Here is a 23,061-nt window from a genome sequence, read left to right on the forward strand (position 1 = left end):
CGCCACAGGCGGCGCCCGCCTCAGACGCCCAGCCCGCGCAGCACGAGGTCGCGCACGCCCGCGGCGGGCAGCGACTCGGCGTCGGGCAGCAGGCCGGCGTCGCTCGTGACCAGCATCGGTCCATCGCGGCGCGACGACGACAGGCGCCCGTGCGTCCCGCGCACGCACGACGGGTCGAGCGGCACCGTGCTCATGGCGTAGCGCAGGCCCAGTTTCTTCTTCACCAGGTTCGCCCCGGCTTTGGCCTTCGCGAGCCGGTCGGCGGGGTCGAAGAACAGCTCGGCGGGGTCGTAGCCCGGCTTGCGGTGGATGTCGACGCCCCGCGCGTACTCGGGCGCACGCTCGTCGTCGAGCCAGAAATAGTAGGTGAACCAGGCCCCGGGCTCGGCCACCAGGACCAGTTCGCCGGAGCGCTCGTGATCCAGGCCGTACCGCGCCTGCGCGTCGCGGTCGAGCACCTCATCGACGCCCTCGAGCCCGCGCAACAGTGCCGTGACGCGCGGGAGGTCGGCGGCATCCGGAACGTAGACGTGGGCCACCTGGTGATCCGCCACGGCGAAGGCGCGCGAGGTCCAGGGGTCGAGCTGCTCGCGGCCGTCCTGCACGTAGACCTCGAGCAGCCCCTCGCGGCGGAGGGCCCGGTTGATGTCGACGGGGCGCGAGGCGGGCTCGATGCCGTACTCCGAGACCGCCACGACGGTGTAGCCGCGGTCGGCCGCGTCGTCGAGCAGCGGGGCGATCGCGTCGTCGAGCTCGCGGGCCGCGTGGTCGGCCTGGGGGCCGTTCGGTCCGAAGCGCTGCAGGTCGTAGTCGAGGTGCGGCAGGTACGCCATCGCCAGATCGGGCGCCGGCCCCCACCGCTCGGTGATCACGCCCCGGGTCGCTTCGGCCAGCCACGCGCTGCTCCGGATGGTCGCGGTCGGACCCCAGTACTGGAACAGCGGGAACTCCCCCAGCGCCCCGACGAGCTGGTCGTGCAGGGCGGCCGGTCGCACGTAGGCGTCGGGGCTCTTCCGCCCGTCGGCGTGGTAGATCGGGCGCGGCGTCACGGTGATGTCGGTCGTCGCGCCCATCGCGAACCACCAGCCGAGGTTCGCGGTCCTCAGCTCGGGGCGCGAGCGGCGGGCGGTCTCCCACACCTTCTCACCCGCGACGAGCTTGTTGTGCTGGCGCCAGAGCAGGGGGTCGCCGAGACCGCGGAAGTACCAGCCGTTGCCCACGATCCCGTGCTCGCGGGGCATCGTGCCGGTGAGCATCGTCGACTGCACGCTGCACGTGACCGCCGGGAGGATCGTGTCGAGTCCCAGGTGCCCGCCGGAGCGGCCCAGGGCGGAGAGCCGGGGCATCGCCGAGAGCGCGCGCGGGGTCAGCCCCACGATGTCCAGCAGCAGAACCTTGTTCACGCGCGGATCCTTTCGTCGATCGCGGATGCGGGGACCCCGGCGAGAGCGCGGGAAAGATGCGTGTGCGCCCAGCGCAGTTCGGCCGCGATCCCGCTGACGAGCGTTTCGGGCTGCAGTTCGCGGGGCAGCACCGACCAGGTGTAGGTCTCGACGTCGAGGTGGGCGTCACCGCCGCCGGGGGCCTCGAGGACGGCGTCGATCGCGGCGAGCAGCACCTCGGTCGTGGCGTGCAGCGGCTCTGCGGGCCGGGCGTGCAGGGGGATGTGCACGTGCACACGCCAGGGGCGGTCGGTCGGCCACGGCTCGGCGGCATCGAGCACCTCGGGCAGGTCGTCGGCCCGTCGCGTGCCCCCGGCCTCGCGCACCTGGTGCACGTAGCGCTCCTCGGCGAAGGGCCGCAACGCCTCGATCGTGCGCGGGTCGGCGGGGTCGGGCACCTCGAGGGCGACCGAGGCCTGCACCTTGACGATCCGGATGCCGGCGTCGGCGACGTCCGCGACGGCTGCGGCGGGGTCGGCGAACGAGACGGCGAGGTGGCAGGTGTCGAGGCACAGGCCGAGACGCCCCCCGTCCGTGAGGTGAGGGCGGGCGCCGAGCCACGCCACCACGTCGGCGACGTCGTCGAGGATGCAGCCGGGTTCGGGCTCGATCGCGACCCGCACCGTCCGACCCGTCTCGCTCTCGAGGACGGCGAGGTCCTCGACCAGTCGGGTGAGGTTCTCGTCGGCGGCGCGGTCGGCCGCGGCATCCCACCCCGCTCTCCACCCCAGCGGGAGCGTCGAGATGCTCCCCTCCGCGCCCTCGGGGAGCAGGGCGGCGAGGGCGCGCGCGCAGTCGAGGGTGTAGTCCCGCCGCTCGCGCGTGGTCCAGTCGGGGCGGTAGACCGCGAGCTTGACGACATCGTCGTGGAACCCGCGATACGGGAAGGCGTTCACCGTCCGCAACTCCAGAGCGTTGCGCTCGAGAGCGTCGGCGAGAACCGCACGGGCCCCCGGGTCACCGGAGAGGGAGGATGCCACGTCCACCGGCATCCACAGTCCGACGCCGAGGCGGTCGAGACCCGCCGCCCGCCGGATCGGGCCCGCGTGCTCGTCGAGCTGGCGGACGATACCGTCGAGGTCTTCGGCGGGGTGGACGTTGGTGCAGTACGACAGCTCCACCCTCATGCCCCCTGGCGCGACGCCGTGCCGCGCAGCACCGAGTTGCCCTCGAACAGGTCGGGGCCCTGGCTCGCGGGGGCGAAGCCCTCGATCGGATCGGTGTTCACGCGGCCGCTCTGCGCGTAGAAGTCGCGGGGGTTGCGCCACAGGATCCGGTCGACGTCGTCGTCGCTGAAACCGGCGTCGAGCATCGCCAGGCCCGTCTTGGCGGTCTTGAGCGGGTCTGAGCGGCCCCAGTCCGCCGCGGAGTTGACGATGACGCGGTCGAGGCCGATGCGCTGCATGATCGCGACCACGCGCTGCTCGTCCATCTTCGTGTCGGGATAGATCGAGAAACCCATCCAGGCGCCGCTGTCGGCCACCGCATCGACGCAGGTCTCGTTGAGGTGATCGACGAGCACGTGCTGCATCGGGATGCCGGACTCGGCGACCACGTCCAGCGTGCGCTGCGTGCCCACGGTCTTGTCGCGGTGCGGGGTGTGGACGAGAACGGGGAGGGCGAACTCGATGCCGAGGGCGAGGTGCTGGCGGAGGATCTCGTCCTCCTCGGGGGTCATCGAGTCGTACCCGGTCTCTCCCACCGCCACGACCCCGTCCTTGGCGAGGTAGGTCGGCAGCTCGGCCATCACCTCGCGGCAGCGCGCGTCGTTCGCCTCTTTCGGGTTCAGCGCGATCGTGCAGTGGTGGCGGATGCCGAACTGCGCGGCGCGGAACCTCTCCCACCCGATCAGCGCGTCGAAGTAGTCGAGGAACGATCCCACGCTCGTGCGCGGCTGGCCCAGCCAGAACGCCGGCTCCACGAGCGCGCGCACGCCCGCGTCGTACATGGCCTCGTAGTCGTCGGTGGTGCGCGCCGACATGTGGATGTGGGGGTCGAAGATGCGCATGTCAGGCCCTTTCGCGAGCACGGAGGAGAGAGAGGTCGTCGGGCACGGGGCGGCCCGCGGCGCGGCGCTCGGTGGCGAAGCGCTCGGCCATCGCGGCGAGCTCGTCGTCGGCGCGGGCGCCGAGGCCCGAGACGACGGAGAGGGGGATGCCGAGGAACACGCACTTCAGCACGCCGTGACGCCACGCGTGGTCGTCGAGGTGCTCCGCGGCGAAGGTCCCGAGCGCGGCGGCGACGAGCCGGGTGTCGTTGGCGCGCAGGGCGTCGGCGATCAGCTCGAGACCGGCCTCGCGCCAGGGGGCCGGGGGCGCCTCGATCGCGTCGAGCCCTCGCAGCACGCCCCGGCGCTCGGCGTCGTCGCCGCGGCGGTACAGCGCGAGCACCACGTCGGGGTCGTCTCCGCTGTCGGCCAGGGCCGCGACGATGGCCGCGCGGGCGGCGTCGTCGGCGCTCGGCGCGAAGGGCTCGGCGGAGAGGGGAGCGCGCCCCACCTCGCGGCCCGCCGAGGCGAACAGGCGCGGCGCGCGAGTGGCATCCGTCCGCACCTGCTCGACCGCGCGGGTGGTCCAGGGGTGCGGTACCGGTGTCGCGGGGGCGCTCGACCCGGGAACGGAGGATGCCACGGGGGTGCGGGGTTCTCCCCCTGCGGGTTCTCCTCCCCCCGCGAGTCCCGCGGACGCCGTGCGCTCCGCCGCCGCCACCAACGCGGCCATGCTCGCGCGAGCCAGCTCGGGCGCTGCGTGCGCGTGCCGCGGCAGCTCGACCGCGACCACCCCGGTGTAGTCGATCTCGCGCAGCGCCGAGAGGGCGGCATCCAGGTCGAGCTCCCCCTCGCCGAAGGGCAGGTGCTCGTGCGCCGCGGGCCGCATGTCGTCGGCCTGCACGTTGCGCAGCAGGGCGCCCGCCGCGCGCAGGGCGCCGACCACTCCCTCGGGCTCGACGACCACGCAGTGGCCGAGGTCGACGGTGAGGCCCAGGTTCTCGGGGTGGCCGAGGCGGGCGCGGAGCGCGAGGGCGTCGGCCACGGTCTCGATGAGCATGCCGGGCTCGGGCTCGAGGGCGAGGGCGACGCCGGAGTCGGCGGCGAACGCGGCGAGCTCGAGAAGACGCTCCTCGAGCAGGACGCGCGCCTGATCGACCGAGACGTCATCGGGCACGACCCCGCTCCAGAGCGACACGCAGTCGGCGCCCAGGATCGCGGCGATCTCGACGGCACGGCGCAGGAACGCCAGGCGCGGGCCGGCCTCACGGTCGACGAGGGTTGGGCGGTGCTTGCGCAGCGGGTCGAGCAGGTAGCGGGCTCCCGTCTCGACCACCACGCGCAGGCCGCGGCGATGCAGGTCGGCGGCGAGCGCCTGGGTCTGCGCACGCCAGTCGGCGGCGAAGGGGTCGAGGTGCGGGTGGCCGAGGGTCAGCGCAACCGCGCCGTAGCCGTGGTGCTGCAGCACGTCGAGAGCGGCGGGCAGCGGGTGGTCGGTGAAGCCGTTGGTGCCGTAACCCCAGGTCCAGCTCATGTGATGTCTCCCCTCGATCGGCGGCGGCCGAGCCAGCGGCCGAGAGTCTCGACGCCCAGCAGGGCGGCGGTCGCCAGCGGCGAACCCGCACGGGCGGCGAGCGCCGACTGCAGAGGGACGACCGCGCGGATGCCGGCGCGGGTGGCGTCTCGCGCCTCGGCCGCTCCGGGCTGACGTGCCACCCGCAGCTGCTCGGGCAGGACCGCGGCGAGGTAGCGCGCTCCCCCGAGCACGGTGGCGGGGTGGTTTCCCCCACCGAGCAGACCGGATGCCGCGACGGCGACGCTCGCGGCCGCGGCGGCGCGACCGGTGGTCGCGGTCGACCCGTCGACCTCGCCCCGCGAGATCGCGGTGACGGCGACGGTGTGCGCGGCGACCGCGCCCGCGGGGACCACCGCCGAGCGCCACCCCGGGCCCGCGGCGCCCATCATCACGTCGAGCCCCCGGCACGCGGCCATGACCACGGGGCCTGCCGCGGTGGGCTTGAACACGGTGTCGTACGCCCACAGCGCGCCGGCCAACGCGACCGAGACCAGGCCCGAGGCGCGACCCGCGGCGAACGCCGAGCCGACCCCCAGGGCGGTGAGGCACACGCCGACCGCGAGGGCGCGGCCACGGCTGATCCGCCCCGAGGGGATGGGGCGTTCCGGGCGTTCGCGCGCGTCGAGGTCGGCATCCGCCCAGTCGTTCACCGCCATGCCGGCGCTGTACAGGCAGACCGACGAGACCGCGAGGGCACCGACGCGCAGGGGTCGGTCCGCGCCCGGCCCGCGCGCGCTCAGCGCACCGACGAGGGCATCGCCGAGGACGGTGAGCGAGGCGGGGGCGCGGACGAGGTCGAGGTAGTCCGCGACCCGGGTCACGGTGCGGCGACCCGAGCTGCCGCGACGGCGGCGGCGGTCTCGTGCACCCACGAGACGAAGTGGGCGGTCTGCTCGCCGAAACCGTGGACGTCGCTGCCCCACGGGTCCTTGAAGAAACAGCCGAGGGCGGTGACGACACCGGCATGACCGGCGCGGGTCGCGAGCGAGAGGGCGCGGACGAGGTCGATGACCAGGGGCGCCGCCAGAGCCGAGTCGTACGCGCTCCAGGTGGTCTGCAGCGTCACGCGGCTGCCGAGGAAACCTGTTGCGCTGACGTGGTCCCACGCGGTCTTGACGTCGCCGAGGTCGGGCACGTTGTCGATGTGCAGGGGGGTCACGACGTCGTCGCCGACGAGGGCGTGCAGACCGCGGTTCTTCGACACGAGCTTGGAGCGCACCGCCTCTGGGTCGGCCAGGGTCGCCCCGTCGCCTCCGCCGAGCAGGTTCGTGCCCGCCCAGGACTGCACGCGGAACCCGCGAGCCGTGAACATCGGGGCCAGCACGGTGCGCAGCAGCGTCTCTCCGGTCTTGCCGTCCTGACCCGCGTACGCGATGCCCGCCCGTTCGGCGCGGTCGCGCAGGACGGGAAGGTTGAGGGATGCCGAGGGGGTGAAGGCCGCGTACGCGGCTCCGGCGGCTATCGCGGCGAGGGCGGCGCGCGAGCTGGGCGGCAGCACCCGCACGCCCGGCGTCGTGAGGGCCGCCTGCAGCAGCTCGTCGTCTTCGAACCCCGGGTGGTAGGGGGGAAGGGGCTCGGTGGACGAAACGTCGATGACGACGACCTCGCGCAGGTCGTACCGCTCGCGGAAGTCGACGATGTCGGCCGCCAGCAGGTCGATCTCCTCCTGCTGGGTCGCGGTCATCGCGGGGACGGTGCGGAGGTTCCGATCGGTCTCGCGCAGGCGTTCGGCGACCGCGTCGACGAGGGCCGCGGGGAACATGCCGCCCGCGGCGAGCTGGCGCGCCCGATCCTCGAGCGGGGTGGTCGAGATGTCGTGGCCGCCGACGACGATGTCGGCGATCGCGGGGAACTCGTCGACGCGCACCGCGTCGGTCTCGGTCGTGAGCCCCACGGGGGTTGCGACCCCCGCGGCGAGGGCGTGGATGCCGAGGGTCGCCGTCGTGGCGAGCGAGCCTCGTGCGCCGATGAACCAGGCGCCGACGTCGGCGGTGTGTCGGGTGTCCGAAGTGTTCACGTGAGGGTCCGTTCTTCGTTGAGGGACGTCGATTGCCGGGCACGCGCGACGGCGCGACTCCGCGGGTGGGAGCTGTGCGGGTGGGGCGCTCCGGTGGGGGATGGAGGGCGGCCCGGGGGTGGTCGGGGGGACTCGTCGTCGAGGTGTCCTGGTCTGTTCGACAGTAGTGAGGCTTTTGCAGAAAGGCAACCAAAAGTTGTCAGATAAGGGCGCAATATCCGAAGCCGGCTCGACGCCGGATGCTCTTCCGCCCCGCGTAGCGGTTGCACGCGGACCTCACGCCCGCGCATCGAGAAGCGGCACACGCCGCTCGGGTCAGCGGCGCTGCGGCATCCGCTCGTCGAGCCATGCCAGCAGATCCGCCTGCACCTCGGCCTGGCACCGCTCGGCGAAGATCTCGTGACGGGCACCCGGGTACACGAGGGTCGTGACATCCGTCAGTCCGGAGCGACGCGTGTAGGCGTCCGCCAGTCTGTGCACGCTGCGCGGCCCGCCGACGGTGTCGTCGCGACCGACCATGAGCAGCAGGGGCACGTCGCGCTCGAGGTCGCGTCGCGGCCGCCCGAGGAGCTTCGCCGTCTCGAGGGGACCGAACAGGCGCGCGAGCGGCGTGGAGGTCGTGAGCGGGTCGGCGACGAAGTCTCGACCCACCTGCTCATCGCTCGACAGCCACTGCATGCCCGAGCCCCGCAGGTGCTTCCACGGGGCATTCAGATCCCCCGCGTTGAGCGAACCGGGGACCCGCAGGGCCGAGCCGGTCATCACCACGGCGTCGAAGGCCTCGGGATGCCGATCCAGCAGCATCTGCGCGAGGAACGAACCCCACGAGTGTCCGAGCAGCACGAGAGGCAGGTCGGGGTGCTCCGCGCGGATGCGCTGCGTGAGGGTCCACACCGCGTCGCGGGCGGCTCCGAGTCCGCCGGGCCCGAGCCGTCCGAGCTTGCGCCGGTCACCGCTCCACTGCCGCAGCCCCGTGCGCCCGTGACCGCGGTGATCGTCGGCATAGACCGTGTAGCCCGCGTCGACGAGCGCCTCGATAAGTGCGCCGTAGCGCCCCGCGTGCTCCCCCACACCGTGCAGCAGCTGCACCACCGCCCGGGGCTCGGCCGCTTCGTAGACGTCGTAGACGATCGAGATGCCATAGGCGTCGACGAACTCGGGCATGGGGGGAGTCTAGGGCGGCGGACGCGGGGAGAACGGGGTCCGCCCGTTCCTTTAGCAAGGCTAATGAGATAATCTGACGTCTAGGAACATGAATGATCGCGTCGACGAATCCCCCCTTCCCGACTTGAGTTCTGACCACAGCGCAGCGGCGTCCGAGCTGCGCATGGCCACGTTCCGGCTCGCCCGGCGCCTTCGGGCGCAGCGGGCCGTCGACACCATGAGCGACGGGCAGTTCGCCGTCCTCGCCGCGTTGACGGTGCACGGGGCGCACACGCTCGGCCAGCTGGCCGACCGCGAGCGCGTCACCGCCCCGTCGATGAACCGCACGGTGTCGCTGCTGGAGGACGCGGGATACCTGACCCGCATTCCCGATGAGGTCGACCGACGCCGCGTGAGCATCGACCTCACCGATCTCGGCCGCCGCATCGTCGATGAGACGGTCCGGCGACGAGACGCCTTCGTCGAAGAGGCTCTCGCCGAGCTCTCCCCCGAAGAAAGACAGGCGCTGGCCCGCGCCACGACGATCATGAGGAAGGTGGCCGACAGATGAGCACATCGATGTTCCGGTCGCTGTCGATCTTCAACTACCGCGTCTGGTTCATCGGAGCCCTCGTCTCGAACGTCGGCGCATGGATGCAGTCCACGGCCCAGAACTGGGTCGTGCTGACACAGCTCACGAACAATGACGCCGCCGCCATGGGCATCACCATGGCCCTGCAGTTCGCTCCCCCGCTGCTCCTGGTGAGCATCACCGGGTGGGTCGCCGACCGGTTCGACCGCCGCAAGCTCATCATGTGCACGCAGAGCGCTCTTCTGCTGCTGGCGGTGTCACTCGGTATCCTGCTGCTGAGCGGGGCGATGACCCTGCCGTTGATGTTCTGCTTCGCACTGGCCCTGGGTGTCGTCACGGCCTTCGACAACCCGGCGCGGCAGGCCTTCGTCTCCGACCTGGTCTCACAGGAGAACGCCTCGAACGCCGTCGCCCTCAATGCGGCGTCGTTCAACATGGCCCGCCTCATCGGTCCCGCCGCCGCCGGCATCATGATCGTGCTCGTCGGCACCGGCTGGGTCTTCCTCGTCAATGCGTTCACCTTCTTGGCGATGCTCGGCGCTCTCTTGCTCATGCGCCCGCACGAGCTCGTCGCCCGTCACCGCCGCGGCGGCCCCGCTCGCCTGGCCGACGGCTTCCGCTACGTCGCACGGCGACCCGACCTCGTGGTCATCTTCGTGATGGTGTTCCTCCTCGGCGCCTTCGGCATGAACTTCCCGATCTTCGCCTCGACGATGGCCCTCGAGTTCGATCGCGGCGCCGACGGCTTCGGCCTCCTGAGCTCCTTCGTCGCGATCGGCTCCCTCGCCGGAGCCCTCCTCGCCGCGAGACGCGAGCGCGCCCGGATGCGGGTGGTGATCGTCGGCTCCGGCGGCTTCGCCGTGGCATCCGCCCTCTCGGTCTTCGCGCCCAGCTACGGCGCCTACGCGGCCACGCTCGTGCTGACCGGCTTCTGCGTCGTGACGACCCTGACCACCGCGAACGGCTACGTGCAGACCACGACCGACCCCCTCCTGCGTGGTCGCGTGCTGGCGCTGTACATGGCGATCCTCCTCGGGGGCACCCCCGTGGGCGCCCCGATCGTCGGCGCGGTCGCGGCGCAGTTCGGTCCTCGCGTGGCCATCGCGCTGGCGGCGATCGTGGCGGTCGTCGCGTGCGCCATCGGCGCGACCTGGACCGCGATGTCGGGCCGTCTGCACCGACACGAGACCAAGCGCTTCCGCCTCACGCTCGACGAGACTCGGCCCATCGCGACCGTCGCGGCCGAGCCCGAGGACTTCAGCGACGAGGTCGCCGGCACGACGCCGATTCCGCTTCCGCCGGGCGAACGTTCGCCGCGTGCGACGCCGCGCCCACGCCACGGCGGCTGACGCCCTCGCCCCAGCGCGCCGCCGCCCCGCCGCCCCGCCGCCCCGCCGCCCCGCCGCCCCGCCGCCCCGCCGCCCCGCCGCCCCGCCGCGGGGGCGATCGTCGCCGCTCGCGAAAGCCCTCCCGCCCCTCGATATAGCTAGATAAGCTAGCTACATGAACCACACACAGGCAGGGCGCCGCTGGGCGGGGCTCGTCTTCATCAGCATCGCCGTGTCGCTGATCATCGTCGACTCGACGATCGTCAACGTCGCCGTGCCCTCGATCGTCGACGAGCTGAAGATCTCCTCGACCGAGGTGCAATGGGTCCAAGAGGCCTACACCCTCGTCTTCGCCTCGTTCCTGCTCGTGTTCGGCAGCCTCGCCGACCGCTTCGGGCGACGACGGCTGATGCAGCTCGGCGTCGTGATCTTCGCGGGGGCATCGATCGCCGCATCCCTCGCGCCCACCGGCGGCCTGCTGATCCTCTCGCGACTGATCCAGGGCGTGGGCGGCGCGATGATCCTGCCCACGACCCTGTCGATCATCAACGCCACCTTCCGCGGGCGCGAGCGCGGCATCGCCTTCGCGGTGTGGGGCTCGACCATCGGCGGCATGGCCGCGGTGGGTCCCCTCCTCGGCGGGTGGCTGACCACGTCGTTCTCCTGGCGGTGGGCCTTCGGCATCAACATCCCCCTCGGCGTCGTCATCGTGATCGGCGTCGCCCTGACCGTCGCGGAGTCCCGGAGCGAGAAGGCCCAGCGCATCGACGGCGTCGGCGCGCTGCTCTCGGTGCTCACGATGGCCCCGCTCGTCTTCGGACTCATCGAGGGCCGCACGTACGGGTGGTGGACGCTCGATCAGACGCCCTCGGTGGGCGGCTGGACCTGGCCGCTCTCGCTCTCCCCCATCCCGATCGCCTTCGCGGTGGCCCTGATCTCTCTGGTTGCCTTCATCGCGTGGGGCCTGCGGCGCCAGCGTCGGGGACTCTCGACCCTGCTGGCCTTCGGCCTGTTCCGGATCACGTCCTTCCGCAACGGCAACATCGCCGCGGCCGTCGTGTCTCTGGGAGAGTTCGGCATCATCCTGGCGCTGCCCCTCTGGCTGCAGTTCGTCGTCGGCTTCGATGCGCTGCAGACCGGCCTGCTGCTGCTGTCCTTGGCCGTCGGCTCGTTCGTGGCGAGCGGGTTCGCGGGTGCTCTCAGTGGCAGGGTCGCGCCCGTCTGGGTGGTGCGCGGGGGGCTTCTCGCCGAGATCGTGGGCGTCGCGGGCGTTGCCTTCACCATCGGACCGGATGCCGGCTGGGGGCCGCTCGTGCCCTTCCTCTTCGTCTACGGACTCGGTGTGGGCCTGGCCACGGCGCAGCTCACCGGCGTCGTCCTGGCCGACGTCCCTCCCTCGGCGAGCGGACAGGCCTCGGGTACGCAGTCGACCTCGCGCCAGCTGGGGGCAGCGCTCGGTGTCGCGATCCTCGGCACGGTGCTCTTCTCGACCACGGCGGGGGTGCTGGCATCCACCCTCGACGAGCGAGGGATCCCCGCGGCCCCGCGCGACCAGGTGGTTTCGGAGGTGGTCGACAGCGCCGGCGCCGCGATCGCGGGCCTGGGCGCCTCACCGGAGACGCAGGATCTCGCGATCAACGCCCGCGCGGCGTTCAGCGACGGAACCCGAGCGGCGGCCTTCACCGCGGCCGCCTTCCTGACCCTGGGGCTCGCCTCGACCGTCACGCTCGGCGCGGGTGCGCGGCGGCGCGACGACGGCGACGTGCGAACCGAGTAGTCCATCCAGAAGAATGGATGCCATATCCCCGTGGGGCCTGTCAAGCCCGTGGGCTCGCGGGTTCACCACGCGGCGGCTCCTTTATCGTGCCGGTGTCTAATTCGCTTACTGATCTTGTGGGGAGATTCATCATGCCGAAATTCACACGCCGTTCCTCTCGCATCGCCACCGCGATCGCCCTTCCCGCGGCATTCGTCGCGGCGGGCCTGCTGGTGTCGACGAGTTCGTACGCCGCCTTCTCCGACACCACCTCCAACGGGCAGAACAGCTGGCGGGCGGGGACCGTCCAGCTCGACGACGACGACGCGGGCCGCGCACTGTTCACCGCCGGCAACGCCAAGCCGGGAGATGGGGGGACGAACTGCATCGCGGTCACCTCGACCGGCACCCTCGCCTCGCAGGTTCGCCTCTACGCCGCGGACGTCTCGGGAACCGCAGGCCTGGCCGATCACCTGATCTTGCGCGTGGAGCAGGGCACCGGCGGAGGCTCCGGCACCTGCGACGGTTTCGCCTCGCAGCGCACGGTGTTCGATGGCCGCCTCTCCGGCTTCACCGGAACGTTCTCCTCGTACGGCTCGGGAGTCACCGCGTGGAGCCCGACCGGGGGCGGGAGCGAGACGCGCACCTTCCGCATCACGTGGAAGCTCGCCGACGACGCACCCAATGCCGTGCAGGGCGGAACCGCCTCGGCCTCGTTCGTCTGGGAAGCCCAGAACAGCTGAGTCCGTGCGCTCTGGTCGCATCATTTCCATCGCGGGGGTGGCGGCGGCGCGAGCGGTCGTGGCGCTGGTACTGGCGCTGGCGTTCTGGGCGGCGGCACCCGTCGCCCTGGGGTGGCTGCCGACCACCGTGATGACGGCGTCGATGACGCCGGCGATCGAGGTGGGCGACATCGTCGTGTCACGACCCGTTCCGCGGGAGGCCCTCCTTCCCGGTCGTGTCGTGCTGGCGACAGACCCCGACTGGGCTGACCGGTTGCGCCTGCACCGCATCGCCGAGCTCGGCCCCGACGGCGATCTCGTCACGAAGGGCGACGCCAACCCCGACGCCGATTCGACCCCGCTGCACCCCGATGCCGTCCTCGGCGTCGGGGTGCTGCGGGTGCCCGGGATCGGCATGCCGATCGTGTGGCTGCGCACCGGCGAGGTCCTCCCGCTCGCGGGCGTCGTGGCGGCATTCGCCCTCTGCCTCGCGGTCGCGTTGCGCCGCGGAGTCGACGACGATCCTGAGGACCCGTCCCCGCCGCCCGAGGACACCCCTCCGACCCGTCGAGCTCTGCGCGCGCCACCCGCCAGGTCTCGCCTGTTCCGACGCGGCTTCGGTTTCGCGGTCGCCGTCGCGACAGCGGGGGTGACCGTGAGCACCCCGGCCTCCGCGTCGTTCAGCGACGAGTCCGCGGCATCCGGAACCGTCACCGCGGGTCGCGTCACCGGTCCGGAAACGCTCGGCTGCTACAACGACGGCGGAGCGGTGGTGACCTGGGCATACGACGGGTGGGAGCCCCGCAGCTTCGACCTGCTGGTCAACGGACGCGTCGTGATCGCCGACATCCCCCCGCGGTTCCGGGCCGCCCGCGTGCCGGACGACGGTTCGTACTCGCTGTTTCGCACCGACCGGGTCACCGTGCGCACGAACGTGGGCGAGCAGTGGTCGGCCGAGTCGGGTGAGAGCGTGCCCGTGGGAGGCGTGCTGCTCGGGTTCGGCCGGCCGTTCTGTCGGTGATCACCCCCGCCCGCACGCGGCGCGCACGGCCTCCGTGATCCGCACATCCTCAGTCGAACTCGCCCGGAACGACCAGAAGATGTGCGAATCGCGGAGACTCGCGCGGCTCGACCCCGGCCGCGACACCGGCGCACCCTCAGCGATCCGCCCAACCTCAGCCGGACTCGCCCCGAACGACCAGAGGATGCGCGAATCGCGGAGACTCGCGCGGCTCGACCCCGGCCGCGACGCCAGCGCACCCTCAGCGAATCGCGGAGACTCGCGCGGCTCGACCCCGGCCGCGACACCGCCGCACCCTCAGCGATCCGCCCAACCTCAGTCGAACTCACCCCGAACGACCAGAGGATGCGCGAATCGCGGAGACTCGCGCGGCTCGACCCCGGCCGCGACACCGGCACACCCTCAGCGATCCACCCAACCTCAGTCGAACTCACCCCGAACGACCAGAAGATGTGCGAATTGCGGAGACTCGCGCGGCTCGACCCCGGCCGTGACGCCGGCGCGCCCTCAGCGAACCGCGGAGACTCGCGCGGCTCGACCCCGGCCGCGACGCCACCGCACCCTCAGCGATCCGCCCAACCTCAGCCGCATCCATGCCGAACCGCCGGAGGATGCGCGAATCATCGAGGTCGCGCAGCCGGCGTCACACCCGCGCGTCGACCGCCTGGTCGGCCACCGGCACCAGCCGCGTCAGCTGGGTGACGTGACGCGGCTCGAGCTCGGCGAGGGACGAGACCCCGAGCAGGGTCATCGTGCGCTCGATCTCGCTGCGCAGGATCGCGATCGTGCGGTCGACGCCCTGGCGCCCGCCCGCCATGAGGCCATAGAGGTAGGCCCGGCCGATGAGGGTGAACTTCGCCCCCAGAGCGACGGATGCCACGATGTCGGCCCCGTTCATGATGCCGGTGTCGACCATGATCGTCGCGTCCTTGCCCACCTCGCGCACGACCTTCGGCAACAGGTGGAAGGGGATGGGGGCGCGGTCGAGCTGGCGCCCGCCGTGGTTCGACAGCACGATGCCGTCGACGCCGAGGTCGACCAGGCGCGCGGCATCCTGGACGTTCTGCACGCCCTTGACCACGAGCTTCCCGGGCCACATCCCGCGGATGACGTCGAGGTCGTCGTAGCTGATCGTGGGGTCCATCGCCGCGTTCAGCAGCTCGCCGACAGTGCCCCCGGTCGTGCTGAGCGATGCGAACTCGAGCTTGGGCGTGGTGAGGAAGTCGATCCACCACCAGGGCCGCGGGATCGCGTTGACGATGGTGCCGACGGTCAGCTGCGGCGGGATCGAGAAGCCGTTGCGCTTGTCGCGCAGACGGGCGCCGGCGATGGGGGTGTCGACGGTGAACTGCAGGGTGTCGAAGCCCGCCGCGGCGGGCTCGCTCGACGAGGCCGTACGAGATGCTGCGGTCTTTCATGACGTAGAGCTGGAACCAGTTGCGGCCGACGGGGTTGGCCGCCTTGACGTCCTCGATCGAGGTCGTCCCCAGGGTCGAGAGCGTGAACGGGATGCCGGCGGCGGCCGCCGCGGAGGCTCCCGCCGTCTCGCCCTCGGTCTGCATCAGACGCGTGAAGCCGGTGGGCGCGATACCGAACGGGAGCGCGGAGGGCCCGCCGAGGATCTCGCACGAGGTGTCGACGTCGGCCGCGGGGCGGAGGATGTCGGGGTGGAACTCCACGTCCTCGAAGGCGCGGCGCGCGCGGTCGAGCGACAGCTCACCCTCGGCCGCACCGTCGGTGTAGTCGAAAGCGGCCTTGGGGGTGCGACGCTGGGCGATCGCGCGCAGGTCCGCGATCGTCAGCGCCGCGTCGAGACGGCGCTTTCGCGCGTCGAGCTCGGGCTTCTTGAACTGCATGAGCTCGAGGAGCTCGCCGACCTTCGGCAGCTGACGCTGAACCATGGGGGATCTCTCTTTCGTGTGGTCTGACCACATCGTATGCCCGCTCGGGCGGGTCGGGAAGGGGTTTCAGGATCGTGGGGAGAAGCGCTTCGGAGGGTAGGCCGCCGATACGCGGGCTCGCAGGTCTTCGAGAGAGGCGTCGGCGCCGAAGCACCCCCGCGCGCGGGCCTGCACCAGAACATTGCCGAGCGCGGTCGCTTCGACGGGCCCCGCGAGCACGGGAAGGCCCGAACGGTCGGCCGTCGCCTGGCACAGCAGGGCGTTGAGCGCCCCGCCGCCCACGAGGTGCACGACGTCGATCTCGCGCTCGGCGAGCCTCTCGGCCGTGCGCAGGGTCGTCGCGAACGCCTCGGCGATGCTCTCAACGATGATTCGTGCGAACATCGGGCGGCCCGAGCGCCCCGGGGCGGTACCGCCGAGCAGGGCCGCGATCCGCGCGGGCATGTCGCCGGGGGCGGCGAGCGAGGGGTCGTCGGCATCGAACAGGCGCGCGGGTGCCGCGACCGACGCCGCGGCCGCGAGCAGTTGTCCGAGGTCGACGGGTGCGCCGTCGGCCTCGGACCACGCCCGCACGGTCTCGCTGAGCAACCACAGGCCCGTGACGTTGCGCAGGAAGCGGATGCGCCCGTCGACACCGCCCTCGTTGGTGAAGTTCGCCGCACGCGCGGCATCCGTCACGATCGGCGCCTCGAGCTCCAGACCCACCAGGCCCCACGTGCCGCACGAGATGTAGGCCGCGTGCGGCGACGACATCGGTACCGCCACCACGGCCGAGGCGGTGTCGTGCGAGCCGACGGCCACGACCGGCAGGCCCCCGAGATCCTCGGGCGCGTTCCCGATCGTCTCTCCGGGGTCCACGAGCGGGGGCAGGACGGAGGCGGGGGTGCCGAGCGCCTCGGCGAGCGCGGCGTCCCACTCCCCCGTGTGCACGTCGAGCAACCCGGTCGTCGAGGCGTTCGTGCGCTCGGCGACCCGCTTGCCGGTGAGACGCTCCGCGAACAGGTCGGGAATGAGCAGGCTCGACTCCGCCGTAGCGAGCTGGGGATCGGCGGCGTACTGGTACAGCGTGTTGAAGGGCAGGAACTGCAGCCCGTTCCGGCGGTACAGCTGCTCGAACGGAACGGCCGCGTGCACGGCATCCACTCCGCGCGCGGTGCGGTCGTCACGGTAGTGGAACGGCTCGGCGACGAGCTCGCCGTCGCGCAGCAGTCCGTAGTCGACGGCCCACGAGTCGATGCCCACGCTCTCGATCGAGGGCTCGCGGCGCAGCGCCTCGGCGAGACCCGCGCGCACGTGGCGCCACAGGGCCTCGATGTCCCAGTGCCACCCGTCCTCGCGTTCGACGGGCCCGTTGGGGAAGCGGGCGACCTGCTCGAGCTCGAGCACCGCGTCGCCGACCCGACCGATCATCACACGGCCGCTGGTGGCGCCCAGGTCCACGGCCGCCACCGCACGGACGGCTCCGATCGGCGCGGCCCCGACCGGCTCGGCGCTGCTCATCGCAGGAAAGCCGCGGCGACGCCCGAATCGACGGGGATGTGCAGGCCCGTCGTGCGCGAGAGCTCGGGGCCCGTGAGCACATACACCGCGTCGGCGACGTTCTCGGGCACGACCTCGCGCTTGAGGATCGTGCGGTTGGCGTAGAACTGGCCGAGGTCTTTCTCTTCGACGCCGTAGGTCGCGGCGCGGTTGGCGCCCCAGCCGGCGGCGAAGATGCCCGAGCCGCGCACGACCCCGTCGGGGTTGATGCCGTTCACGCGCACACCGTGCTCGCCGAGCTCGACCGCGAGCAGTCGCACCTGGTGCGCCTGGTCAGCCTTGGTCGCCGAGTACGCGATGTTGTTGGGCCCGGCGAAGACGGAGTTCTTCGACGAGATGTAGATGACGTCCCCGCCCACGCGCTGCTCGATGAGCGCCTTCGCGGCGGCCTTCGAGACGAGGAAGGAGCCCTTCGCCATGACGTCGTGCTGCAGGTCCCAATCCTTCTCGGTGGTCTCGAGCAGGGGCTTGGACAGCGAGAGTCCGGCGTTGTTGACGACGAGGTCGATGCCGCCGAAAGCGAGCACGGTCTCGTCGATCGCGGCCTGCACGCCCTCGGCATCCGCCACGTTCGCGGCGACCCCGATCGCGACGTCGGTCGACCCGAGCTCGGCGGCGACCGCCCGGGCCTTGTCGAGGTCGAGGTCGGCGACGACGACGCACGCGCCCTCGGCGGCGAGGCGCGTGGCGATGGCCTTTCCGATTCCGGATGCCGCGCCCGTGACGAACGCGATGCGCCCCTGGTGCGTCTTCGGCTTCGGCATCCGCTGGAGCTTGGCCTCTTCGAGCGCCCAGTACTCGATGCGGAACTTCTCGGCATCCGAGATCGGAGAATACGTCGACAGGGCCTCGGCTCCGCGCATGACGTTGATCGCGTTGACGTAGAACTCCCCCGCCACCCGGGCGGTCTGCTTGTTCGCGCCGTACGAGAACATGCCGACGCCCGGCACGAGCACGATGAGCGGGTCGGCGCCGCGGATCGCGGGGCTGTCGACGTCGGCGTGCGCGTCGTAGTACGCCTGGTAGTCCGCGCGGTAGGCGACGTGCAGTTCCTTCAGCCGGGCGATCGCGTCGTCGACCGCGGCGTCGGCCGGCAGGTCGAGGATGAGCGGCTTGACCTTGGTGCGCAAGAAGTGATCGGGGCAGCTCGTGCCGAGCTCGGCCAGGGCCGGAGCCTTCTCGGATGCCAAGAAGTCGAGCACCACGTCGGCATCGGTGAAGTGGCCGACCATCGGCTTGTCGGTCGAGGCGAGGCCGCGAATGGTCGGGGCGAGGGCCGCCGCCTTCGCGCGGCGCTCCGACGCGGGCAGGGCGGAGAATCCTTCGCGCACGCCGCCGAAGGGCTCGGCGGCGCCGTGCTCGTCGATGTACGCCTGCGCCGTGTCGATGATCCACAGGCTGTTCCGCTCAGCCTCTTCCGAGGTGTCTCCCCACGCGGTGATGCCGTGGCCGCCGAGGATCGTGCCGATCGCCCGCGGGTTCTTCTCCTTGATCGCGGCGATGTCCAGGCCCAGCTGGAACCCGGGGCGACGCCACGGCACCCACACGACCGCGTCGCCGAAGATCTTCTGCGTCAGAGCCTCGCCGTCGGCGGCCGTCGCGATCGCGATGCCCGCGTCGGGGTGCAGGTGGTCGACGTGCGCGGCATCGACCAGTGCGTGCATGGCAGTGTCGATCGAGGGCGCTGCTCCCCCCTTGCCGTGCAGGCAGTAGTCGAAGGCCGCGACCATCTCGTCTTCGCGCTCGATGCCGGGATAGACGTCGACGAGCGCGCGAACGCGGTCGAGGCGCAGCACGGCGAGCCCTTTCTCGGTGAGGGTGCCGAGGTCACCCCCGGAGCCCTTCACCCACAGCAGCTCCACCGGCTGACCGGTGACGGGGTCGGTGTCGGTGCCCTTGGCGGAGGTGTTGCCGCCGGCGTAGTTGGTGACCTTGGGGTCGGAGCCGAGGCGGTTGCTGCGCGCGACGAGGGCGGCGGCGGTGTCGGCGGAGGGGGAACTGGTCATGGGGAAGCCCTTCGATCGGACGGGAGCGGATCAGAGATTCGGCGGGACGGGCGTCGACAGCGGCACGCCGGTGCCGTACCGCTCGTGCTCGATCTCATCGAGCGACTTGCCCTCGGTCTTCGGCGCCCACACGGTGCCGATGACGAGCGCCGCCACGAGCAGCGCGAGGATGATGAGCCCGAGCACGGCCAGCCCGGTCTGGGCCAGCAGGATCGGGAACACCAGGCTCAGCAGTCCGACCATCACGCGAGCGAGCATGAACAGCACGCCCTGCGCGCTCGCCCGGTAGCGGGTCGCGAACAGTTCGGCCGTCCACAGGCCGTAGAAGGCCTGCGCGCCGAGTCCGGCCGACACACCCCACGCCACCGCGAAGAACAGCAGCGAGCCCAGTCCGGGCGGGGCGTAGATCAGCACGGCCCACGCGACGACGCCGAGAGCGGCTCCGCCGAAGTACAGCCAGCGCCGGCTCACGCGATCGCCGTAGCGCATGAACCCGAAGTACGTCGCGGCCGCGGTGAGGGTCCACACCAGCACCTGCAGGAGGTTCTGCTGCACCGGGTCGTGCAGGCCCGAGGCGTCGTAGACCCGGGGCTGGAAGATGCCCGCCTGCCCGGCGACGGTGTTCCACAGGCCGTAGACGCCGAGGAGGAACAGCAGCGCCGTCCAGTTCTTCCGCTCGCGCAGGAGCCCCGCCAGACCGCTGAAGAACGAGATGCGCTCGCCGGCGTTGGTCGCCGCCTCCCGCTGTTGCTTCCACCGGCGCGACTCGGGCAAGCCCCGCCGCACCCACCAGGTGACGGCGGCGATGACGAACAGGTGCAGGAAGATCAGGCGCGAGCCCCACAGGCCGAGGGGGGCCACCACGACGGCGAGGAGGAAGCCGATGGCCGGTCCGATCGACCACGCCAGCTGGGCGGTTCCGACATGGGCCGCGCGGTGCTCGCTGGGCGCCTCCTCGGCGATGTAGGTCCAGGATGCCGGCACCCCGGCGCCCACGGCGATACCCATGAGGATGACTCCGGCCAGCAGCACGCCGACGTTGCCCGAGAAGGCGACGAGAAGGGCACCGACCATGAACACGATGAGGTCGTAGGTGTAGATGAACTTGCGGCCGAGACGGTCGCAGAGGGGGCCGCCGATGGCGGCTCCGATCGCCGAGCCGAAGGCGTTGGCCGAAAGGGCCGCGATGACGCCGACGACGCCGTCGCTGAAGCCGAAAGACTCCTGCCAGAGCGTGAGGCTCGTGGCGAGGGCGATGATCGCGCCCGCCTCGATGTAGTTCGACATCGCCACGGCGATCGTGGCTTTCCAGGCCGAGAGCGGCCGCTTGGTGGTGGTCGTGGTCATGATCAGGCTCCCCATCCGGCCTGGGTGCCGCCGACACGGTCGGCGGCGATGCGGGTCTGGTAATCGGAGGCGGCGTACGCCGCCATCGGGTCGGCGGGAAGGCCCCGCGCGGTGCGCCATTCGGCCAGGGCCGGGCGCACGTCGGTCGCGAAGGCGTCCATCATCACGGCGTTGGCGCCGAGCACGTCGTTCGCCTGCTGCGCGGATGAGAGTGCGTCACGATCCAGCAGCAGGGCGCGGGCCGTCATCTCCTGCACGTTGAGCACCGAGCGGATCTGCCCGGGGATCTTGTCCTCGATGTTGTGGCACTGGTCGAGCATGAACGCGACCTCGGGGTTGTTCAGGCCGCCACCGCGCACGACCTCGACGAGGATGCGGAACAGCTGGAACGGATCGGCCGCACCGACGATGAGGTCGTCGTCGGCGTAGAAGCGGGAGTTGAAGTCGAACGAGCCGAGCTTCCCGAGCCGCAGCAGCTGCATCACGATGAACTCGATGTTCGTTCCGGGTGCGTGGTGTCCCGTGTCCAGGCACACCATCGCCTTGTCGCCGAGCGACGCCACCTGCACGTAGGAGGTCCCCCAGTCGGGAACATCGGTGTGGTAGAACGACGGCTCGAAGAACTTGTACTCCAGCACGAGACGCTGGTCGTCGCCGAGGCGGGCGTAGATCTGCCGCAGGGAGTCGTTCAGGCGGTCCTGGCGGTCGCGCATGTCGTTCTGACCCGGGTAGTTCGACCCTTCGGCGAGCCAGATCTTCAGGTCGCGCGAGCCCGTGGCATCCATCACGTCGATGCAGGCGAGGTGGTGCTCGATGGCCTTGCGGCGGATCCGCTCGTCGTGGTGGGTGAGGGCGCCGAACTTGTAGTCCTCGTCTTGGAACGTGTTCGAGTTGATCGTGCCGAGGCGCACCCCGAGGTCCTCGGCGTGCCGACGCAGGGCGTCGAAGTCGTCGACGAGATCCCACGGGATGTGGAGGGCGACCGAGGGGGCGAGGCCGGTGAGGCGGTTGACCTCGGCGGCGTCGGCGATCTTCTCGAAGGGGTCGCGCGGGGTGCCGGCGGTCGGGAACACGCGAAAGCGCGTGCCGGAGTTGCCGAAGGCCCACGAGGGCAGCTCGATCGCCTGCTTCTCGAGGGTCGCGAGGACGTCGGGTGACAGCGTCGTCATGACGGGATGCTTTCGTTCGGGGCGGATGCCGAGGATCCGGCGTCCGCGAGCTGATCGGCGAGGTGGAAGACCTCGACGAGGGGGGTGGCCGCCTGGTCGGGGCGGCCGTCGAGGTCGGCGAAGAAGGGGGCCATCTCGGCTTCCCAGGCCGCGGCGATCGGGGAGGCGGCGAGGTACTGCTGCGCGGCGGCGGCGTCGTCAGTCTCGTAGTAGCCGAACAGGGTGCCGGTGGCGCGGTCGAGGAACAGCGAGTAGTTGCGGCGTCCGGCCGCGGCGATCTCGGCGAGCATCTCGGCGCTCACCGGGCTGTGCCGGGAGACGTACGCGTCGGCGAGCTCGGCTCGGACGCGCAGCGTGAAAGCAACGCGGGCTGTCATGTCACTCCTTCGTGGTCGTCCACGGATCGGAGGGGGCTGACGGTGCCCGACGATTCGATGTTGAATCGTTCCAATCGGTGAATCGTTTCAGAGAGTAACCTGGACGCCACACGTTCGTCAACAACCGGGAAGAAACGATGACGCCGAGCATCAAAGACGTCGCCGCCGCCGCCGGCGTCTCGGTGGGCACGGTCTCGAACGTGCTCAACCGCCCCGAGAAGGTGTCCGCCGCGACCGTCGAGCGCGTCCACGAGGCCATCGACGACCTCGGATTCGTGCGCAACGACGCTGCCCGCCAGCTTCGGGCCGGAAACAGCCGCTCGATCGGCCTGATCGTCCTCGACAGCGCGAACCCCTTCTTCGCCGAAGTCGCCCGCGGCGCCGAAGACCGCGCCGCGGAGCACGGCATGACGGTACTGCTCGGCAACGGCGGCCATGACGGTGCCCGCGAGAGCGCCTACCTCGATCTCTTCCGCGAGCAGCGCGTACGCGGCGTACTGCTCACACCCAGCGATCTCGCCTCACCCACCCTGGCCGCCGCCGGCATCCCCCTCGTCCTCGTCGACGGCGAGCTGCCCGACGCGCGCATCGCCGCCGTCTCCGTCGACGACGTCGAGGGCGGCTATCTCGCCGTACACCACCTGTTGTCACGCGGTCGACGCCGCATCGCCTTCGTGGGCGGGCCGGCCTCCGTCCGCCAGGTCGCCGACCGCCTCGCCGGCGCGCGCCGCGCGCTCGACGAGGTACCGGGCGCCACCCTCGAGGTGCTGGCGACGCCGGCACTGACGGTCCTGGCCGGTCGTGCGGTGGGCGAGCGGATCGCCGCCCGCCCGGCGGAGGACCGACCGGATGCCGCCTTCTGCGCCAACGACCTGCTCGCCGTCGGAGTGCTGCAGGGCGCCACGATCCTCGGGTCGGTCCGCGTGCCGGACGACCTCGCCCTCATCGGCTACGACGACATCGACTTCGCCCAGGCGACGGTCGTCCCGCTGTCCTCCATCCGGCAGCCCGCTCACGCGATCGGGGCGACGGCGGTCGATCTGCTCCTCGAGAGCATCGGCGACCCGACCGCCGCGCCACGGACCGTGCGCTACCGCCCCGAGCTCATCGCCCGCGCCTCGACGGGCTCCTGACGCAC

18 protein-coding genes and 1 pseudogene are annotated in these 23,061 nt (G+C 71.5%); 6 read left to right on the plus strand and 13 right to left on the minus strand.

Annotated features, from left to right (window positions below):
- Nucleotides 1-20: 20 nt before the first annotated feature.
- The 7 genes from QE416_RS03265 to QE416_RS03295 all read right to left on the minus strand — a co-directional run bounded on the left by QE416_RS03265 (nucleotide 21) and on the right by QE416_RS03295 (nucleotide 8,186).
- A complete protein-coding gene (locus tag QE416_RS03265) occupies nucleotides 21-1,403 on the minus strand; it encodes a nucleotide pyrophosphatase/phosphodiesterase family protein (protein ID WP_307313447.1) in 1,383 nt (460 codons plus the stop codon).
- Complete coding sequence (gene eboE, locus QE416_RS03270; protein WP_307313448.1) at nucleotides 1,400-2,569, minus strand: metabolite traffic protein EboE; 1,170 nt, start codon at nucleotides 2,567-2,569, stop codon at nucleotides 1,400-1,402. The genes QE416_RS03265 and eboE overlap by 4 nt, the downstream gene beginning before the upstream one ends.
- A complete protein-coding gene (locus tag QE416_RS03275; RefSeq protein WP_307313451.1) occupies nucleotides 2,566-3,450 on the minus strand; it encodes a TatD family hydrolase in 885 nt (294 codons plus the stop codon). Before QE416_RS03275 ends, eboE begins: the two co-directional genes overlap by 4 nt.
- 1 nt (nucleotide 3,451) lies before the next feature.
- Nucleotides 3,452-4,963 (minus strand): EboA domain-containing protein, encoded by a 1,512-nt coding sequence (locus QE416_RS03280; RefSeq protein WP_307313454.1) that lies wholly within the window; start codon nucleotides 4,961-4,963, stop codon nucleotides 3,452-3,454.
- Nucleotides 4,960-5,826 (minus strand): SCO3242 family prenyltransferase, encoded by an 867-nt coding sequence (locus QE416_RS03285; protein WP_307313456.1) that lies wholly within the window; start codon nucleotides 5,824-5,826, stop codon nucleotides 4,960-4,962. The genes QE416_RS03280 and QE416_RS03285 overlap by 4 nt, the downstream gene beginning before the upstream one ends.
- Nucleotides 5,823-7,022, minus strand: a complete 1,200-nt coding sequence (locus QE416_RS03290; protein WP_307313459.1) for an inositol-3-phosphate synthase — start codon at nucleotides 7,020-7,022, stop codon at nucleotides 5,823-5,825. The genes QE416_RS03285 and QE416_RS03290 overlap by 4 nt, the downstream gene beginning before the upstream one ends.
- 315 nt (nucleotides 7,023-7,337) lie before the next feature.
- Nucleotides 7,338-8,186, minus strand: a complete 849-nt coding sequence (locus QE416_RS03295) for an alpha/beta fold hydrolase (protein ID WP_307313460.1) — start codon at nucleotides 8,184-8,186, stop codon at nucleotides 7,338-7,340.
- 88 nt (nucleotides 8,187-8,274) lie between these two features.
- Between QE416_RS03295 and QE416_RS03300 the strand changes: the two genes are divergently transcribed.
- From QE416_RS03300 to QE416_RS03320, 5 genes are all read left to right on the plus strand, one after another.
- Nucleotides 8,275-8,736 carry a MarR family winged helix-turn-helix transcriptional regulator gene (locus QE416_RS03300; protein ID WP_210076118.1) on the plus strand — a complete coding sequence of 154 codons (462 nt, stop codon included), beginning with the start codon at nucleotides 8,275-8,277 and terminating at the stop codon, nucleotides 8,734-8,736.
- On the plus strand, nucleotides 8,733-10,106 hold the full coding sequence (locus QE416_RS03305) for an MFS transporter (RefSeq protein WP_307313463.1): 1,374 nt from the start codon (nucleotides 8,733-8,735) through the stop codon (nucleotides 10,104-10,106). The genes QE416_RS03300 and QE416_RS03305 overlap by 4 nt, the downstream gene beginning before the upstream one ends.
- A gap of 154 nt (nucleotides 10,107-10,260) precedes the next feature.
- The gene (locus tag QE416_RS03310; RefSeq protein ID WP_307313464.1) at nucleotides 10,261-11,862 is read left to right on the plus strand and encodes a DHA2 family efflux MFS transporter permease subunit; all 1,602 of its coding nucleotides are present in this window, start codon (nucleotides 10,261-10,263) and stop codon (nucleotides 11,860-11,862) included.
- Nucleotides 11,863-11,993: 131 nt separating this feature from the next.
- Nucleotides 11,994-12,584: a hypothetical protein gene (locus tag QE416_RS03315; protein WP_267788352.1), complete on the plus strand. Its 591-nt coding sequence runs from the start codon at nucleotides 11,994-11,996 to the stop codon at nucleotides 12,582-12,584.
- 4 nt (nucleotides 12,585-12,588) lie between these two features.
- Nucleotides 12,589-13,584 carry a S24/S26 family peptidase gene (locus QE416_RS03320; protein ID WP_267788353.1) on the plus strand — a complete coding sequence of 332 codons (996 nt, stop codon included), beginning with the start codon at nucleotides 12,589-12,591 and terminating at the stop codon, nucleotides 13,582-13,584.
- Between the two features lie 643 nt (nucleotides 13,585-14,227).
- Here the strand turns inward: QE416_RS03320 and QE416_RS03325 are convergent.
- The 6 genes and pseudogenes from QE416_RS03325 to QE416_RS03350 all read right to left on the minus strand — a co-directional run bounded on the left by QE416_RS03325 (nucleotide 14,228) and on the right by QE416_RS03350 (nucleotide 21,923).
- A pseudogene (locus tag QE416_RS03325) lies at nucleotides 14,228-15,485 on the minus strand (alpha-hydroxy-acid oxidizing protein).
- Between the two features lie 66 nt (nucleotides 15,486-15,551).
- Nucleotides 15,552-16,985 carry a rhamnulokinase family protein gene (locus QE416_RS03330; RefSeq protein WP_307313468.1) on the minus strand — a complete coding sequence of 478 codons (1,434 nt, stop codon included), beginning with the start codon at nucleotides 16,983-16,985 and terminating at the stop codon, nucleotides 15,552-15,554.
- The gene (locus QE416_RS03335; protein ID WP_307313469.1) at nucleotides 16,982-19,030 is read right to left on the minus strand and encodes a bifunctional aldolase/short-chain dehydrogenase; all 2,049 of its coding nucleotides are present in this window, start codon (nucleotides 19,028-19,030) and stop codon (nucleotides 16,982-16,984) included. The genes QE416_RS03330 and QE416_RS03335 overlap by 4 nt, the downstream gene beginning before the upstream one ends.
- Nucleotides 19,031-19,060: 30 nt before the next feature.
- Entirely contained in the window at nucleotides 19,061-20,377 is a 1,317-nt protein-coding gene (locus QE416_RS03340) for an MFS transporter (RefSeq protein ID WP_267788357.1), read from the minus strand.
- Between the two features lie 2 nt (nucleotides 20,378-20,379).
- Nucleotides 20,380-21,546, minus strand: a complete 1,167-nt coding sequence (rhaI, locus tag QE416_RS03345; RefSeq protein WP_210076102.1) for an L-rhamnose isomerase — start codon at nucleotides 21,544-21,546, stop codon at nucleotides 20,380-20,382.
- A complete protein-coding gene (locus tag QE416_RS03350; protein WP_210076100.1) occupies nucleotides 21,543-21,923 on the minus strand; it encodes an L-rhamnose mutarotase in 381 nt (126 codons plus the stop codon). The genes rhaI and QE416_RS03350 overlap by 4 nt, the downstream gene beginning before the upstream one ends.
- 137 nt (nucleotides 21,924-22,060) lie before the next feature.
- On the opposite strand from QE416_RS03350, the gene QE416_RS03355 reads away from it, so the two are divergent.
- Nucleotides 22,061-23,056: a LacI family DNA-binding transcriptional regulator gene (locus QE416_RS03355; RefSeq protein WP_307313472.1), complete on the plus strand. Its 996-nt coding sequence runs from the start codon at nucleotides 22,061-22,063 to the stop codon at nucleotides 23,054-23,056.
- Nucleotides 23,057-23,061: the final 5 nt, after the last annotated feature.

Source organism: Microbacterium sp. SORGH_AS_0421 (genome assembly GCF_030818635.1).
Taxonomy (GTDB): Bacteria; Actinomycetota; Actinomycetes; order Actinomycetales; family Microbacteriaceae; genus Microbacterium.

What these genes read in the sequence shown, in the direction of transcription:
- QE416_RS03280 (WP_307313454.1), bottom strand. Translation starts at nt 4,963, where the DNA reads ATGAGCTGGACCTGGGGTTACGGCACCAACGGCTTCACCGACCACCCG.
- QE416_RS03315 (WP_267788352.1), top strand. Translation starts at nt 11,994, where the DNA reads ATGCCGAAATTCACACGCCGTTCCTCTCGCATCGCCACCGCGATCGCC.
- QE416_RS03330 (WP_307313468.1), bottom strand. Translation starts at nt 16,985, where the DNA reads ATGAGCAGCGCCGAGCCGGTCGGGGCCGCGCCGATCGGAGCCGTCCGT.
- QE416_RS03340 (WP_267788357.1), bottom strand. Translation starts at nt 20,377, where the DNA reads ATGACCACGACCACCACCAAGCGGCCGCTCTCGGCCTGGAAAGCCACG.
- QE416_RS03310 (WP_307313464.1), top strand. Translation starts at nt 10,261, where the DNA reads ATGAACCACACACAGGCAGGGCGCCGCTGGGCGGGGCTCGTCTTCATC.
- QE416_RS03355 (WP_307313472.1), top strand. Translation starts at nt 22,061, where the DNA reads ATGACGCCGAGCATCAAAGACGTCGCCGCCGCCGCCGGCGTCTCGGTG.
- QE416_RS03350 (WP_210076100.1), bottom strand. Translation starts at nt 21,923, where the DNA reads ATGACAGCCCGCGTTGCTTTCACGCTGCGCGTCCGAGCCGAGCTCGCC.
- QE416_RS03300 (WP_210076118.1), top strand. Translation starts at nt 8,275, where the DNA reads ATGAATGATCGCGTCGACGAATCCCCCCTTCCCGACTTGAGTTCTGAC.
- QE416_RS03295 (WP_307313460.1), bottom strand. Translation starts at nt 8,186, where the DNA reads ATGCCCGAGTTCGTCGACGCCTATGGCATCTCGATCGTCTACGACGTC.
- QE416_RS03305 (WP_307313463.1), top strand. Translation starts at nt 8,733, where the DNA reads ATGAGCACATCGATGTTCCGGTCGCTGTCGATCTTCAACTACCGCGTC.
- rhaI (WP_210076102.1), bottom strand. Translation starts at nt 21,546, where the DNA reads ATGACGACGCTGTCACCCGACGTCCTCGCGACCCTCGAGAAGCAGGCG.
- QE416_RS03335 (WP_307313469.1), bottom strand. Translation starts at nt 19,030, where the DNA reads ATGACCAGTTCCCCCTCCGCCGACACCGCCGCCGCCCTCGTCGCGCGC.
- QE416_RS03275 (WP_307313451.1), bottom strand. Translation starts at nt 3,450, where the DNA reads ATGCGCATCTTCGACCCCCACATCCACATGTCGGCGCGCACCACCGAC.
- eboE (WP_307313448.1), bottom strand. Translation starts at nt 2,569, where the DNA reads ATGAGGGTGGAGCTGTCGTACTGCACCAACGTCCACCCCGCCGAAGAC.